The organism is Rhizobium zaerense (assembly GCF_051810725.1).
Lineage (GTDB): Bacteria > Pseudomonadota > Alphaproteobacteria > Rhizobiales > Rhizobiaceae > Rhizobium > Rhizobium leguminosarum_I.
Genome location: NZ_JBPWQY020000005.1, coordinates 77,216 through 92,444, shown reverse-complemented (window position 1 = coordinate 92,444; position 15,229 = coordinate 77,216). Strand labels below are relative to the sequence as shown.

The 15,229-nt window shown below is 60.1% G+C and carries 16 protein-coding genes; 5 read left to right on the top strand and 11 right to left on the bottom strand.

All coding sequences use genetic code 11. The features are described from left to right. Positions 1 to 83: 83 nt before the first annotated feature. On the top strand, positions 84 to 1,010 hold the full coding sequence (locus tag ACS4RR_RS31290) for a LysR family transcriptional regulator (protein WP_456190679.1): 927 nt from the start codon (positions 84 to 86) through the stop codon (positions 1,008 to 1,010). A 202-nt stretch (positions 1,011 to 1,212) separates the two neighbouring features. Here the strand turns inward: ACS4RR_RS31290 and ACS4RR_RS31285 are convergent, their stop codons facing one another. The 7 genes from ACS4RR_RS31285 to ACS4RR_RS31255 form a co-directional block, all read right to left on the bottom strand. Beyond that, entirely contained in the window at positions 1,213 to 2,043 is an 831-nt protein-coding gene (locus ACS4RR_RS31285) for a shikimate dehydrogenase family protein (protein WP_222386869.1), read from the bottom strand. A 4-nt stretch (positions 2,044 to 2,047) separates the two neighbouring features. After that, positions 2,048 to 3,115, bottom strand: coding sequence for a Gfo/Idh/MocA family protein (locus tag ACS4RR_RS31280; RefSeq protein WP_456190678.1), 1,068 nt, complete (start codon positions 3,113 to 3,115; stop codon positions 2,048 to 2,050). Between the two features lie 44 nt (positions 3,116 to 3,159). Further along, positions 3,160 to 3,924: an amino acid ABC transporter ATP-binding protein gene (locus tag ACS4RR_RS31275; RefSeq protein ID WP_130671043.1), complete on the bottom strand. Its 765-nt coding sequence runs from the start codon at positions 3,922 to 3,924 to the stop codon at positions 3,160 to 3,162. Positions 3,925 to 3,977: 53 nt separating this feature from the next. Continuing rightward, positions 3,978 to 4,619, bottom strand: coding sequence for an amino acid ABC transporter permease (locus ACS4RR_RS31270; RefSeq protein ID WP_017968238.1), 642 nt, complete (start codon positions 4,617 to 4,619; stop codon positions 3,978 to 3,980). Between the two features lie 10 nt (positions 4,620 to 4,629). Further along, the gene (locus tag ACS4RR_RS31265) at positions 4,630 to 5,298 is read right to left on the bottom strand and encodes an amino acid ABC transporter permease (RefSeq protein WP_017968237.1); all 669 of its coding nucleotides are present in this window, start codon (positions 5,296 to 5,298) and stop codon (positions 4,630 to 4,632) included. 31 nt (positions 5,299 to 5,329) lie between these two features. Further along, positions 5,330 to 5,773: a type II 3-dehydroquinate dehydratase gene (locus ACS4RR_RS31260; RefSeq protein ID WP_456190677.1), complete on the bottom strand. Its 444-nt coding sequence runs from the start codon at positions 5,771 to 5,773 to the stop codon at positions 5,330 to 5,332. 303 nt (positions 5,774 to 6,076) lie between these two features. Then, positions 6,077 to 6,907 carry a transporter substrate-binding domain-containing protein gene (locus ACS4RR_RS31255; RefSeq protein ID WP_017968235.1) on the bottom strand — a complete coding sequence of 277 codons (831 nt, stop codon included), beginning with the start codon at positions 6,905 to 6,907 and terminating at the stop codon, positions 6,077 to 6,079. 248 nt (positions 6,908 to 7,155) lie between these two features. Here ACS4RR_RS31255 and ACS4RR_RS31250 point away from each other — a divergent pair, with 248 nt between their 5' ends. Beyond that, positions 7,156 to 9,051, top strand: coding sequence for a bifunctional sugar phosphate isomerase/epimerase/4-hydroxyphenylpyruvate dioxygenase family protein (locus ACS4RR_RS31250; RefSeq protein WP_456190676.1), 1,896 nt, complete (start codon positions 7,156 to 7,158; stop codon positions 9,049 to 9,051). Between the two features lie 94 nt (positions 9,052 to 9,145). Here ACS4RR_RS31250 and ACS4RR_RS31245 read toward each other — a convergent pair whose 3' ends face one another. Continuing rightward, on the bottom strand, positions 9,146 to 9,820 hold the full coding sequence (locus ACS4RR_RS31245) for a GntR family transcriptional regulator (protein WP_170256480.1): 675 nt from the start codon (positions 9,818 to 9,820) through the stop codon (positions 9,146 to 9,148). Positions 9,821 to 9,895: 75 nt separating this feature from the next. Then, a complete protein-coding gene (locus tag ACS4RR_RS31240; protein WP_017968232.1) occupies positions 9,896 to 10,564 on the bottom strand; it encodes a GntR family transcriptional regulator in 669 nt (222 codons plus the stop codon). A 497-nt stretch (positions 10,565 to 11,061) separates the two neighbouring features. On the opposite strand from ACS4RR_RS31240, the gene ACS4RR_RS31235 reads away from it, so the two are divergent. The 3 genes from ACS4RR_RS31235 (at position 11,062) to ACS4RR_RS31225 (ending at position 13,281) form a co-directional block, all read left to right on the top strand. Next, positions 11,062 to 11,892 carry an MBL fold metallo-hydrolase gene (locus tag ACS4RR_RS31235; RefSeq protein WP_017968230.1) on the top strand — a complete coding sequence of 277 codons (831 nt, stop codon included), beginning with the start codon at positions 11,062 to 11,064 and terminating at the stop codon, positions 11,890 to 11,892. 127 nt (positions 11,893 to 12,019) lie between these two features. Then, a complete protein-coding gene (locus ACS4RR_RS31230; RefSeq protein ID WP_456190675.1) occupies positions 12,020 to 12,394 on the top strand; it encodes a GFA family protein in 375 nt (124 codons plus the stop codon). 2 nt (positions 12,395 to 12,396) lie between these two features. Next, positions 12,397 to 13,281, top strand: coding sequence for an alpha/beta fold hydrolase (locus ACS4RR_RS31225; protein ID WP_222386925.1), 885 nt, complete (start codon positions 12,397 to 12,399; stop codon positions 13,279 to 13,281). Here ACS4RR_RS31225 and ACS4RR_RS31220 read toward each other — a convergent pair. Both ACS4RR_RS31220 and ACS4RR_RS31215 read right to left on the bottom strand, forming a co-directional pair. Next, positions 13,278 to 14,018, bottom strand: a complete 741-nt coding sequence (locus ACS4RR_RS31220; protein ID WP_222386865.1) for a polysaccharide deacetylase family protein — start codon at positions 14,016 to 14,018, stop codon at positions 13,278 to 13,280. The two genes, ACS4RR_RS31225 and ACS4RR_RS31220, sit on opposite strands and share 4 nt — an antisense overlap. After that, positions 14,018 to 15,106, bottom strand: a complete 1,089-nt coding sequence (locus tag ACS4RR_RS31215) for a glycosyltransferase family 4 protein (RefSeq protein ID WP_162115203.1) — start codon at positions 15,104 to 15,106, stop codon at positions 14,018 to 14,020. The genes ACS4RR_RS31220 and ACS4RR_RS31215 overlap by 1 nt, the downstream gene beginning before the upstream one ends. Positions 15,107 to 15,229 lie beyond the last annotated feature (123 nt).

The window sequence follows — 15,229 nt, the reverse complement described above, 5'->3', positions numbered from 1 at the left end:
TAATTTTCTTTGACGCTATGGTGACGCTTGACGAATGACAAACGATTAGATCAGATGTTTTCCATCAGAAAAGGAGATGGCTGATGAACAGCGTCGATCTCAAGTTTTTCCAGGCGGTGGTGAGAGCAAACAGCATTGGAGGGGCGGCCGGTGTGCTGCACACTGTCCAATCCAACGTCACCGCACGTATAAAGTCGCTTGAGGAAGAAATCGGCGCGCCGCTTTTTCATCGCTCCAGGCGAGGGGTTACGCTGACGGCCACCGGCCTTCAGCTCGTACCCTATGCCGAGCGCGTCGGAGAGCTTCTGGACGAAGCCATGCGCGTCGTCACGGACCACGGTACGCCGAGCGGTTTACTCAGGATCGGCTCGATGGAGACCACTGCAGCGCTTCGCCTTCCGCCCATCCTGATACGTTATGCTGAAGAATATCCGGAAGTCGATGTCTTGATGGAGGCTGCACCGACGGAACAGCTCGTGAGCGACGTCGTCGCACGCAAACTGGATGGCGCGTTCGTCTCCGGCCCCATTGCTCATCCCGAACTGCAGAGCCTGTCCATCATCGAGGAGGAGCTCGTGGTCATCTCCTCGCCGCGGGTTCGCGAGCTTGCGGATCTGAAGGCATTGGCTGCATCGCCGGCCCTGAAGGTCCTCGCCTTCCGATCGGGCTGTTCCTATCGCCGGCGCATGGACATGTTCCTTGCGGCATGTGGGGTAACGAATGTCCGCTGGATGGAACTCGGAACCATGGACGGGATCATCGGCTGTGTTGCAGCCGGTGTCGGCGTGGCCATGTTGCCTCGCGGTGTCGTTCAGGCAGCGGCGGCCGACGGACGGGTCATGATACACCAGCTTCCCGACAATCTGCGAACGGCGCCGACTGTTTTCGTGACGCGGAGCGACCAATATCTTTCTGCGGCACTTCAGACGTTCATGAAGGTAGCCTCTGAGGTGCATTCACAGCCTCAGCCGACAAGGCCAGAGACGATCAGACAGCTGCAGCAGGCCTAAGAAGCGCGCCGCAAAAGAGCTAAACGAGATCCTTCGCGGATCTTGACCGCAGATCTTGCGTCTTCATTTGCCTCAAAAAATGGCTATAGCGTTCCAAGCCGCAAGCATCAGGGCCAAAGCCGCCAGCTCAAGCGGCAGATAAAATCTGCCTGTTATTGTGGGGATCTAAAATCCCGAATCGCAAACGCTCACACATTTCGCATCATCCGAGTTTGGCGATTGCCCGCAGATTGTCGGCCGTCGTCGTCGGGAAATCGAAGAATTCGAGATAGGCGGGGATCTGTTCGAACAACATGTCCGTTCCCACCTGAAATGCGCAGCCGCGCGCCCGCACGGCCTCAAGAAAAGGGGTTATCTCCTTCGTCAACACGACTTCGCCGACGAAGGTCGATGGCGAGATGCGGTCGATATCGATCGGCAGCGGGTCACCTCGCCGCATGCCGAGAGGCGTCGCATTGACGACAATGTCGAAACCTTCAGGATCGGCGGAGCCGACCGTCACTTCAAGATGCGGATAATATTTCTTCAGCCTGTCCAGCAGCGCGGTCGCGGTCGTCTGGTTGGCATCGAAGATGGCGAGGTGGTCCACACCCGCCTGTGCCAATGACGCGGCGATCGCCGAGCCGACGCCGCCGGCGCCCGCAATGAGCGCATGGGCTCCTTCAACCTTTTTACCCTTGCGCAACACGCCGCGAACGAAGCCCTCGCCATCGAACATGTCACCGATCAGCCTGCCGTCCGAACCGAGACGCACGGCATTGCACGAGCCGGCGACTTTTGCGTTGGTCGATGTTTCGTCGAGCAGTGCCATTGTCGAAACCTTGTGCGGCATCGTGATCAGAGCACCGTGGATGTTGGACAACCGGAACAGAAGCTTCAGAAATGCCGGATAATCCTCCGGCCTGCAGCCCATCGGCACGACGACGGCATCAATTCCGTTCTTCTGAAAGTAAGGATTGTAGATCAGCGGGGCCTTGAAGGACTCCGTGGGATAGCCGAGGTGAGCGATGAGTTTGGTCGTCCCGGTGATCATGTGGTCAGACTTTCTGGGGATCGGAAGAGGCGCTGCCATTGGAGAGGTGGATCATCTGCCCTAAGCGTGCCGATCTCTTGATCGCTTCGACGACCCTGAGCGTAGCAAGGCCCTCCCGGCCACTCACCAGAGGCGTGGCACCGCCACGAATGACGTCGCAAAAGTGTCTGAGCTGAACGCAAAGGGGATCGGCGGCTTGGTAAGGCACGCGCTCCTGGGCAAGCGGCTCCAGCCAATCGGGCTTCGAAGGGCTCGTCCAAAGCGTCAGATCGGGAATTCCGAGCGAACCCTTGGTGCCGCCGATCTGGTAGCAGAATTGATCGTAACGGGGAAAAGCGGGGTTTTCGCCGGTGGTCGTCTCCCAGCTCCAGGGCGCGGCCACGGCATCGCTGCCGTTGAGGGTTGCAAGCACCCCGCTTGCGAAACGCAGCGTGACGACAGCCGTATCCTCGACGGCATGGTTCCGCACGGCGTGGGATTCCATCGCATGGACGGCTTCGACCTCGCCGAAGAAATATCGGAAGAGATCGACATCGTGGATCAGGTTGACGAAGACCGGGCCGGCGCCCGCCTCGCGCCGCCAGGGGATGTCGAAATAGTCGTCGGGCTTGGCGACCCAGAACGTGCCGTGCACCGTGAGGATCCGGCCAAGCCTTCCGCCGTCGACGATCTGTTTGACCGTCTTGATCACCGGATTGTGGCGCCTGTGATGGCCGACTAGGAGCGGTATGCCTGCCTTCTCGCCGGCGCCAACCAGTGCTGCGGCAGCATCGACATCGTCGGCGATAGGTTTCTCGATCAGGACAGGGATGCCGGCAGCGACGATCTCCATTCCGTTCTCAACGTGGAGCTGGTTCGGCGTTGCCACGATGACGCCGTCAGGCCTGTCCTCAACGCGGATGTCTAAGAAGCTCCGGTACCATCGGGCGCCGACATTCTCGGCAAAGTTGCGACCGGCGGCAGAAGGATCGATCACCGCCGAGAGAACGGTTCCGGGCTCGGACATGACACGCTCGACGTGGCGCCTGCCGATGAGGCCAGCTCCCATGACTGCAATCTCCAGCGGCTTCATTGCCTGCTCCCATAATTTGCCAGAGGCATCGACCTTGAAACGCATTACTTCCGCAGGATCTCTCCGAGGAATTTCCTGGTTCGCTCATGCTGTGGGTTTGTGAAGAACTCGGCCGGCGGGGCTTCCTCGACGATCGCGCCACTGGCCATGAAAATCACGCGATCTGCGACCTGGCGGGCAAAGCCCATTTCGTGGGTGACGCAGATCATCGTCATGCCCTCGTCGGCGAGCGCAATCATCGTATCCAGCACCTCCTTGACCATCTCCGGATCAAGCGCCGACGTCGGCTCGTCGAACAGCATCACCTTCGGCCGCATGCAAAGCGCGCGGGCAATGGCCACGCGCTGCTGCTGGCCACCCGAAAGCTGCACCGGATATTTGTCGGCCTGCTCCAGGATCTTGACCCGCTCGAGCAGCCCGCGTGCCCGTTCCTCGGCCTCCGCCTTGCCGACGCCGGCAGCCTTCATCGGCGCCAGCATGCAGTTCTGCAGCACCGTCAGATGCGGAAACAGATTGAACTGCTGGAAGACCATGCCGACCTCACGACGGATCGCATCGATGGTCTTGGCCTGATTGCCGAGAAGAATTCCGCCGACGCGGATTTCACCTTTCTCGTAGGTCTCGAGATGGTTGATGCAGCGGATGAGCGTCGACTTCCCACTGCCGGAAGGTCCGCACAACACGATCCTCTCGCCGCTGCGAACCGATATGTTGATGTCGTGCAGGGCTTGAAAAGCACCATACCACTTCTCCACCCGCTCCATGGTGATCATGGTCTCTGCGCCTTGAGCAGGACTGGGACTGGTCATCGGTAGAACTCCACTTTGGCGGGCTGGACCGCGTCGAAGAATGGGGATGCGGATCAGCGCGCAGAGGCGGCAAACTTTCGTTCGAGGCGCGCGCCAAGGATCGTCAGTGGGCAGCACATCAGGAAGTAGAGAGCGCCGACGATGCCGAAGACCGTCAGCGGTTGGAAGATCTGGTTGGAGATGATGTTGCCGGCCCGCGTCAGCTCGGTGAAGCCGACGATCGATGCAAGCGAGGTGCCTTTGATCAGCTGCACGAGGAAACCGACCGTGGCTGGCAGCGAGATGCGCAGCGCCTGCGGCAGGATGACATCCCTCATACGCGAGACGTATCTGAGGCTGAGAGCCTTGGCCGCTTCCGTCTGGCCGCGCGGCACCGCTTCGATCGATCCGCGCCAGATCTCGCCGAGATAGGCGCTGGCATGCAGGGTCAGGCCGATGGCAACGGCCACCCAGGCGTCGAGCATCAGCCCCACCAGCGCCAGCCCGTAATAGACGACGAAAAGCTGCATGAGCAGCGGTGTACCCTGGAAGACGGCGATATAAGCGGCCGTGACGCGTTCCAGCAGCGGTATGCCCGAGGCGCGCGCAAGGGCGACGCCGAGCCCTGCAATGCCGCCGCAGACGAAGCCGACGGCGGACAGGACCACGGTCCACTTCAGGCCGATCAGGAGGAAGACGAATTCGTCGTGACCCATGGAATTCCTCCTACTTGACCGGATATTTGAAGTAGCGCGCCGAAAACAGCGCGAAGATGCGCATCATCAGCCAGGAGATCACGAAATAGAAAACCGTGACCGTGAAGTAGACCTCGAAGCTGCGGAAGCTCTCCGACTCGATGCGCTGCGATACGGAGGTCAGCTCGTAGGCCGAAATCGCCGATGCAATGCTGGTGGTCAGCGTCAGGAGGACGAACTGGCTTGTCAGCGACGGATAAATCGCCCGCAATGCCGGCTTGAGAATGATCAGCCGGAAAACCTGAGCCTTGTGCAGACCAAGGGCCAGCCCCGCTTCCATCTGTCCCCTAGGGATCGACTGAACGCCGCCGCGAATGATCTCGATGGCGTAGGCACCACCGTTGATGCCGAGCGCGATAATCGCCGTCGGCGTCGGATCCAGCCTGATGCCCGTGAGCGGAAGCGCAAAATAGATGAAGAAGATCTGGACCAGGAACGGCGTGTTGCGGATCAGTTCGACGAAGGCGATGACCAGCCATCGCGCCGGCTTGAGCGCAGAGTCGCGCAGCGCAACGCCGCCAATTCCGATGATGATCGCCAGCAACATCCCACAAATGGCAAGCAAGAATGTCCCGAGACAGCCAAGCAGAAGGCTCGGCAGGCCATCTATGACCGGGGTGAAATCCAACTTATAATTCATGGCGACCCTTCCGGTCCGTCTTCCTGAAAGTTCAGTCCCGCTTGACCATTCCAACCATCGCCTGGATAGCCAGTTCGTAGCCGTCGGCTCCAAAGCCGATCATGATGGCGGTGGCAACGCGCGAGATCAGCGAATTGTGGTAGATGCTCTCGCGCGCATGAACATTCGAAATGTGCAGCTCGATCTTCGGCGGGTCGAACATTTTCAACGCATCCAGAAGAGCGATCGATGTGAAGGTATAACCGGCAGGATTGATGATGATGCCACAGGCGTCTGTCCTGGCCTGATGCACGCTCTCCACCAGTTCGCCCTCGAAATTGGTCTGCCGGAAGTCGATGGCAAAGCCGAGACTGTCAGCCTTTGCGAGGCACTTGTCCTTGATATTGGCCAGCGTCACCGAGCCGTAGATGGCGGGCTCGCGCTCACCGAGCAGATTCAGGTTCGGTCCGTTGAGCACAAAAATGGTTCTGGTCATGTCGCGCACCTCAGGGCCGTGGGTATGGCGGTTGCGTTGACGGGCATGGCTGCCCGCCTTCATTGGTAAGGGCTTCGTCTGGACCTCAATATTCCCGCGCCAGGAGATGGCCGCCTGCCCCTCATCCGGCTGCCGCCACCTTCTCCCCGTAAACGGGGCGAAGGGATCAAGCCGTGACCTCTCCGTCCCTCGCCAGCGTCCCGTGGAGCACGTCCCCTCTCCCCGTCCTTACGGGGAGAGGGTTAGGGTGAGGGGCAATCGGGCGGCCACCGACGCGAAAGCCAGCCATCCTTTGCCGTTCGCTCAGTTCGCCGCGAATGGAATGCCTTCCAGCTTTTCCGGGAATTCCGGTACCGGAACCTTCATCCACTTGTCGTAGACTGCCTTGAGGTCGCCGTTGGCCTTGATCTTGTCGATGAAGGTGTTGAGCGCCGCATTGATTTCCTTTTCGCCGAGACGCGTGCAAGCACCGTTGTAGAGCTTCTGGAATTCAAGCTTGTTTTCGAATTCGCCCGGACGGGCCTTCTCCACCCGGTCCATGTAGAAGATATTGCCCCCGAGTGTCTCGACCTGGCCGGACACCAGCGCTTGGACACTCGCGGCGTCTCCATCATAGCGCCGGATGGTCGTGCTCGGCGGCGCGTTCTTGGTCACCTGCGTGTCTTGAGCCGCACCCTTGGCGACGCCGACAGTGAACTTGGCCATGTCGGCATTCGTCTTGATCTCAGCCGATTTCGGACCAATCAGAACGATCGCGTTGGCAACATAGGGCTTGCTGAACTGCACGGCCTTTGCGCGATCCGGCAGCATCGCCATCGTTGCGAAGAGAACGTCGACACGGCCGGCCGTCAGTGCGGGAATGCGATTGTTGACTTCAAGCGGCACGAACTCGACGGATACACCCAGTTCCTTGGCAAACAGCGTTGCGATGTCGGCGTCGAGGCCGTCCTGTTTGCCGCCGCTGGTCACGAAACCCCAGGGCGGGTTGTCACCCTGAATTCCGACGATGATCTTGCCGCGAGCCTTGATTTCATCAGGCGTGATGGCGGCGGCCGGTTGCGCCAGGGTGACGGCAGCCACCAGGGCCGCGGCTCCGAGCATCGCGTTTCCACGCGTTAGCAAAGACTTGAACATGTAACTCCTCCTCCTTTGGCGGTCATTCGACCGGACAGCCACCTCACCTTTTGACTGTGTGAGGAATGATTGCCAGAGACGAGCGCTGAAATCAACAGAGTTTTTAAAAATCATATGAGAGTTTATAATAAGACACGCTATTTGAATTCCTCACGACATTTGCCATAATAGTAACGAGCGGTTTTCTGGAATGCATCTTTGTGTTCGGCGCTCGTTCAATCCCGCACGGATATCGGAAGGGCTTTGACATGAGGACCTCGATTGCGACTGTAACGATCAGCGGCGAACTGCCGGAGAAGCTCGAGGCGATCGCCCGAGCGGGCTTCGACGGCGTCGAGATCTTCGAGAATGACTTCCTCGCCTTCGACGGCAGCCCGGCCGATGTCGGAAAACTCGTCCGCGACCACGGCCTGGAGATTACCCTGTTTCAGCCATTTCGTGATTTCGAGGGCATGCCGGAGCCGCTGCGGAGCCGCACGTTTGACCGCGCGGAACGGAAGTTCGACGTCATGCAGCAGCTGGGAACGGACCTGGTGCTCGTCTGTTCAAACGTCTCGCCGGCCGCGATCGGCGGCATCGACCGGGCGGCAGAGGACTTTCATGAACTCGGCGAGCGTGCCGCCAGGCGAGGACTGAGGGTGGGCTACGAGGCGCTTGCCTGGGGTCGCCATATCAGCGACCACCGCGACGCCTGGGAGATCGTCCGTCGCGCCGATCATCCGAATGTCGGTCTTATCCTCGACAGCTTCCACACTTTGTCGCGCAAGATCGACGTCAATTCCATCCGCTCGATTCTCAAGGAGAAGATCTTCATCGTCCAGCTTGCCGATGCGCCGCTGATTGACATGGACCTGCTCTATTGGAGCCGCCACTTCCGAAACATGCCGGGGGAAGGCGACCTTCCCGTCACGGCGTTCACCGAAGCCGTCGCGGCAACAGGTTATGACGGGTATTTCTCCCTGGAGATCTTCAACGACCAGTTTCGAGGCGGTTTGTCGCGGGCGATTGCCGCCGATGGCCACCGCTCGCTGATCTATCTTGGCGATCAGGTGCGCCGCCATCTCGGCATCGGCAGCATGACCGGGGCGGCGATGCCGGAAAGGCCTTCCGTCAAGGGCGTCGGCTTCGTCGAGTTTGCCACGGACGAGGAAGACGAAGTCGAACTGGTTGCATTGCTGCGCACTCTCGGGTTCAAAAAGACGGCGGTCCACCGCACGAAAAAGGTCTCCCTCTTCGAGCAGGGCGAGATCCGGATCCTCGTCAATGTCGATCAGGCAGGATTTGCCAACGCGGCCTACGCCGTTCACGGTACTTTTGCCTATGCCATGGCCCTGATCGTCGACGATGCGACAAAGGCCTATGAGCGGGCGCTCGCCTTGGATGCCGAGCCATTCACCCAGCCTGTCGCAGACGGTGAGCTCGAGCTGCCTGCCATTCGGAGCGTGGGAGGCGGGATCATCTATCTCATCGACGAGAAGAGCGCATTGGGTCGTTTCTCCGAAATCGACTTTCAGCCGGTCACGGACGACAGCGACGCGCCGTCTGCTGGTCTTTTGCGCATTGATCACGTCGCCCAGACGGTCGGCTACGATGAAATGCTCACCTGGCTTTTGTTCTACACCTCCATTTTCGAGACGCGGAAGACCCCGATGGTCGATATCATCGATCCGGCCGGGGTGGTCCGCAGCCAAGTCGTCGAGAACGACACCGGGGCGCTGCGCATCACCATGAACGGCGCCGAGAACCGCCGCACCTTGGCGGGACATTTCATGGCCGAGAAATTCGGGGCCGGCATCCAGCACCTGGCGTTCCTGACCGACGACATCTTTGCAACCGCCGAAAACCTTCGTGCCTGTGGTTTCAGATCGCTGCACATTTCGCCGAACTACTACGATGACGTCGAAGCACGCTTCGGCCTCGATCCTGCCCTGACCGAGCGGCTGAAGGCGGAGAACATCCTCTATGATCGGGACGAGCATGGCGAATATTTCCAGCTCTATAGCGGAACCTATGGAGAGGGTTTCTTTTTCGAGATCGTCGAGCGCCGCGGCTACCGCGGCTACGGCGCGCCGAACGCAATTTTCCGGATCGCCGCCCTGAAGAAACAGATGCGTCCGGAAGGAATTCCGAAAGACGCCTCCTGAGGCCCTGGTTTAGAGCGGTTCAGTTTTTCATCGAGAGCAGAGCCACTCTAAGCTTTTGTTTTGAAAAACTGCTTCGCACTTTCCCGGAATTGCTCTAGCGAATCCGGCCGCTCTTCAGCACATGCTCCACGCCGCTTTGAACGTGCGTTCTGACGACGTCGGTCGCGCCAGCGACGTCGCGCTGAATGGAAAGTTCAAACAGAAGCCTGTGGTCATCGACGACTGGCTTGCCGCGAAAACTCTCAGCCAGCATATGGTAACGAAGAAAGCGGTCGAAGACAGACGACAATGTCGCCATCAGCGTCGCTGAATTGCAGGCCGAGACGATCGCCTGATGGAACTCCCAGTCGTATCGAACCCAGTCGACGGTCCGCGAGACGTCACCCGCAAGGAGCTTGCGTTCGGCGGCAGCCAGCCGGTGATGGGCAGCGACGATGCGCCCCTCCCATTCAAGATTTCCCGCAGCGAATGCAAGGCCGATCGCATGCGTTTCAAGAACAATCCGGAGGTCGGCGAGCTCCAGAAGTTCGCGGCGCGAAGCAGGGCTGACTTCAAAGCCGCGCTGCCCCTCGGCGACAACGAGGTTTTCCGTCGTCAGGCGGCTTAGAATTTCACGCAGCGATGAAATGCCGATGGAGTAGCGCTCCTTTGCCTGCTCCAGCTTGATCTTGGCCCCCGGCGGCAATGTCCCAGATATAATATCCTGGCGGATCTGCCGGAAGACGACATCGCTTACTGTTTCAGCCGGATCATGGATTTGCTTGAGCATGGCTTTTCCTGGTTTTGCCGAAATGTCACCTGTGTTGGTGGACCTAAAGCTCGAAGAGCAACATCCGGATCATTTCTATTTCAGCGTCCCTCTTGCCAGCGCATGTTCGACCCCGCCTTGGATATGCAGCACAAGCACGCGCTTGGCCGTCTCCGCATCACGTCGCAGCGCCGCATCCAAAAGCTGCTGGTGTTCATTGGCGGCGACATCGCCTCGATAGGACAAGGCAACCATCTGATATCTGAGATATCTGTCGAAGATCACCGAATGCGTTTCCATCAGCAGCTTCGACCCGCAGGCGGATATCAGGGCCTGGTGGAACTCCCAGTCGTAGCGCTTCCAGTCCTCGGCCCTGCTGGTGTCGCCGGATGCCATCACCCGTTCCATCCGCGCCAATTTGTAATGCGCCGATACCAGGGGAGCCTCCCACTCTACGTCGCCATGCACGAACGACTGTTCCAGCGCATGTGTTTCCAGCAGAAGCCTCAGCGCCGCTGTCTCCTTGAGGTCCGAAACGGATACCGGAGACACTTCGAAACCCTTTTGTCCCTCGGCAACGACGAGCCCCTCGGAGGACAGCCGGTTCAGCACCTCCCGAAGTGTACTGATGCTGGTCTCGTAGGACTCCTTCAGGCTTTCCAGCTTCAATTTTTGTCCTGGAGCCAGCCGGCCAAAAATGATGTCGGCCCGAATGCGCCTGTAGCTGGTCTCGGCAATGGTCTCGTTGATAACCGGCTGCAACATGGCGAGTCTCTTATATTTTCTGTATCGTCGGATATATCGCTTTCTGGCATTCTCAATCAAGAAAACATTCGCAGAACAGGAATTAGAATTTTCTCATATGATGCTGCCGGAGAACGTGGAAGCGGCCGGCAGGGCCTGACCATAACACCGTGCCCCATGCGTGTTGGGCGAAGCCCTTTCACGGGGCTTTCGTGCTGCTCTTAAAACCGGATTTTTCGGCTCAACAGGGCGGCAATTGTTTTTTCAATCGCGCGCAACCATCTAATAGGCATGACGTACGGGAAAATGTCCCGCCCTCAGCAGCCCGTTTACCGAAAACCAACCATACTGGGTTGCTTTCCGAAGCGAAAGCCGATTGCTTAGGAAAATCTACTTCTTCTTCCGCTAGCGGTTAGGAGAATGAAAGGGGCCGCAGGCAAACCCGTGGAATTCTACTGCTTCGCATCGGGATGAACAATGACTACGATGGCGATGCGGGAAGGCCGGTTTGAAGAACGATGACGACAGATTTATTTCAGGTAAAATTTTGGGGCGTCCGCGGCAGTATTCCCGTGTCGGGCCCCGAGTTCGATCGCTACGGCGGTAACACTTCCTGCATCGAAATTCGCTGCGGAGAACATCGGATGATCTTCGACGCGGGCTCCGGCCTGCGCGAGGCTGGGCTCTCGCTGCTCGCCGACAGCGTCAGCGACGTCGATCTGTTCTTCAGCCACTGCCACTACGACCACATCATCGGCCTGCCCTTCTTCAAGGCGATCTATTATCCCTCGATCAACGTCAACATCTGGTCCGGCCATCTCCATGGCAAGATGAGCACGCGGGAAATGGTCGAGCAGTTCATCAGCCCGCCCTGGTTTCCGGTTAAGACCGACATCTGCCAGGCGACGATGAACTTCCGCGATTTCCATGCCGGTCAGGTGCTGACGCCCCATGCGGGCATTGAGATCAAGACCTTCATGCTGAACCATCCGGGCGGCGCCATCGGCTACCGCATCGAATGGCAGGGCCGTTCGGTCGCTCTCGTCTATGACATCGAGCATATTCCAGGCAGCTACGATCCGGTTTCGCTGGAGATGATGCAGGGCGCCGATCTCGTCGTCTACGACTGCACTTACAATGAAGACGAGATGCAGCGTTTCAAGGGCTTCGGCCATTCGACCTGGCAGCACGGCACCGAGCTTGCGAAAATGGCCGGCGCGAAGCGCTTCGCCTTGTTCCACCACGCGCCCTCCCGCACGGACGAACAGCTGGCGCAGATGGAAGCACAGGCGCAGGACGCTTTCCCCGGCGCCTTCGCCGCCCGCGACAACCAGACTATGGTGGTCTAGAACCGACAAGTCTCCTGTACCCGCCCGCAAGTGGGCGCGCCCGGCAGCTTGCGCCTTGCTGACGGAACAGATGTCGGATCCGACCGTTTTCCCGGCAGCGCAAGATCGATGAAACGGGGTATCAGCCATGACCGTGCTTTCCGGACAATGCCTTTGCGGGCAGGTGCAGCTTTCTGTGCGGGGCGAACCGCTGCGCGTCGGCATCTGTCATTGTACCGACTGCAGAAAAGAAAGCGGTTCGGCCTTCACCTTCTACGGGGTCTGGCGCGCCGGCCAGTTTGAACATTCCGGCGAAACCGGCGAATTCCACGGCCGACGCTTCTGCACCGGCTGCGGCGCGCGGCTGTTTTCCGCCGATGACCAGGAGGCGGAAATCAAGCTCGGCATCCTCTCGCAGGCGCCGACGCCACTGGTGCCACGCTACGAACTCTGGATCAAGCGCCGCGAAGCGTGGCTGCGACCGGTGGAGGGCGCCGAGCAGTATGAGGAGGACCGAACGTGAATGTGGCCACGCTCGTCCGACATCACTTCGTTACGGTTGCAGGCGTCGAGACTTTTTACCGCGAGGCCGGCCGAGAAGATGCTCCGGTCTTGTTGCTGCCGCACGGATATCCCTGCTCATCCTATGAATTTCGCAATCTCATGCCACGCCTTGCCGACCATTGGCGCCTGATTGCGCCGGATTTCCCGGGTGCGGGCTACAGCGGCACGCCTGATGATTTCGACTACAGCTTCGACGGATACGCTGCCTGGCTGGAGGCCTTCGTCAGCGCGATGAATGTCGACCGGTTTGTCCTCTACCTCCACGACTTCGGGTCGCCTATCGGTGCGCGGTTGGCGATCAAGGACCCCCAGCGCATCTTGGCGCTGATCATCCAGAACGGCGACATCCCCTATGATGATGCCCTCGGGCCGAAGTATGCGGAGATCGAGGCGACATGGACGCTTCCGAGATCCGAGATGAAGAAGGTGCTGGCGGAGACAGTCAGCGAGGAGACCTTCAAGGAGGAATTCCTCAACGATCTGCCGCCGCTTCTGGCCGACACGGTCCCGCCGGATCTCTGGAAGCTGCACTGGTCGCTGATCACGCCGCGGCGCAAGGAAATCGCCATCGACCTGATCGCCGGACTGAAGGAGAACCGGGCGTGGTTCCCGGAACACCGCAAATATCTGCGCGAATATCGGCCTCCGACTTTAATCGTCTGGGGTCCGAATGATCACTACATGCCGGAAAAATCGGCGCGAGCCTACATGCGCGATCTGCCGGATGCCGAACTGCATCTGCTCGGCGGCGGCCACTGGCTGCTCGAGACGCATCTCGATGACGTCGTAGCACTCATGCGAGAGTTTCTCGGGCGAGTTTCACGCCGCCTGATCGGCAATGTCTAAGGCTCTAGCAATTCCGACGCCGATGACCAGCGGACGGCGGGATGCCGGCCCGTCGCTGCAAACAAGGCGGACAGAAAATCCCAGGCGGCCGCATCATGAACCAGATGGTGAGTGAGCACGCCGATCGGCTCGTCGCTGCCGGCAAGCCGGTCGCGGAGTTCAGCGACCAGTTCGGCCACCAGTTCCCCCTCGCTGCGGCCGCCGCGCGTGCCGTGCCAGTCAATAATGTCGACGTGGGTGTTGAGCAGCGGGATTGGTCCGCCCTCTCTTGCCCGCCCGTAAGTCGAAAGCGCGGCAAAGCCGAGTTCGGGCAATGCAGGAATCAGGGCGGCATCGATCCGGTTCCACGGCGGCACCAGCACCGGCAGGAAGCGAGCCGGATGGAGCCGCTTCAGGCGCTGTAATCCCTCACGCAACTCGCCGAGCACCACCTCGGACGCCCGTTCGCCGCCGAGTTCCTGCTTCTTGCGCTCAGGTCCGGCGTGATTGGTGTGGGACCAGCCGTGCACGGCGACAGCGACGCCTGCTCCCCCCGCCAGCCGCGCGGCCAATGCCTCACCCGTCAGGGCGGGAATGACGGCAAGCGTCAGCGGAATTCCGTTGTCGCCGGTCAGCGACAGCAGCTTTTCCAGATCAGGCGTCGGCTCGACGGCGTCGTCGTCCCTGAGCCAGAACCGCACCACGCGGCCGGCGGCACGCCAGCGTTCAAGCTCGCGGCCCAACGGTTCCCAGTTCATCACCTCACTCCTGTTCCTGCGCTTCTGCGCAAAATCCCGTCCAAGACACGGGCAGCCCTCGCAAGCGAACGCTCCTCGAGCACGAAGCATCGTGCCGCCTGCCCCATCGCGTCACGCTTTTGACCGTCGCCGAGCAGGGTTGCGATCGCCCTTGCATAGGCAGCGACATCACCCTCCGGCGTCAGCAGGCCGGTCACGCCAGCCTCGACCACCGCTGGCACGCCTGCCGTTGCCTGCGCCACGACAGGAAGACCGGCTGCCTGGGCCTCGAGATAGGCGAGACCGTAGGCTTCGCCGCAGCCGGGCCAGACATAGATGCCGCCATGTCCGAGCAATTCGGCGATCTCGACGACATTCCGCTCGCCCAGCCATTCGATGCGGCCGGGAAAGCCGGCAAACAGCGCCTCCACCTCTTGCCGCAACGGACCATCGCCGATGACGGCCAGCGTCCAGAGCCGGTCTTCGATCAGCCGCAACGCTTTTGCAAGCATGACATAACTGTCCATCTTGTCGCCGGCCCGCATCATCGCGACCGTCATCAGCCGGCGCTGATCGGGCGCTGGCGACACCGTCTCGAACAACGCCGTGTCGATGAAGGGGTTAAGCCTGGCAAGGCGCGCCTGCGCAAAGGCGGCGGCAAGTCCGGCCTGGTCGCGCCCGGTGAAGCTGATATTGACCGCCGCCCGCATGATCGCCTCGCCCACCAGCTTCTGTGAAGCTGCCCAGCCGGTTCGATCGCGTTTTGCCGCATAGGAGGATTCGGCGGTGACGTAGGGAATTGCGAATTCGGCTGATATCGCCGGCCCGAAGGGATCGGGCGATTTGTAATAGGGGTGGTAGCAGAACCAGAGTTCCGGCCGCGGCGCGGATTTCCATCTTAGCCGCAGCCGCTCCAGTTCGGCGCCGATGGCGGGTTCAAGCGCCGCTGCGGCTTGCGGTGTCGAGGCATAGGTACGGAATTCGGAGGCGACGTCGACCTGATGCCCGCCAAGCTCCAGTGCCCGGATCAGCAGTCGCGCCATCAGCCGGTCGCCCGACGGCACCGGATGGTTCGGCGATTTCATCGGCGCGTAGAAAGCCACCCGCATTGGGACACCTCACGTGAGACAGACTGTTTACAACTTTCGCGCCCGTCGGAAAAATTCCGCTCTTGTCCCTTTGCCGGAAACTTGCGCATAAGCATATGGAATGTGATCGCGATCGAAGCAATT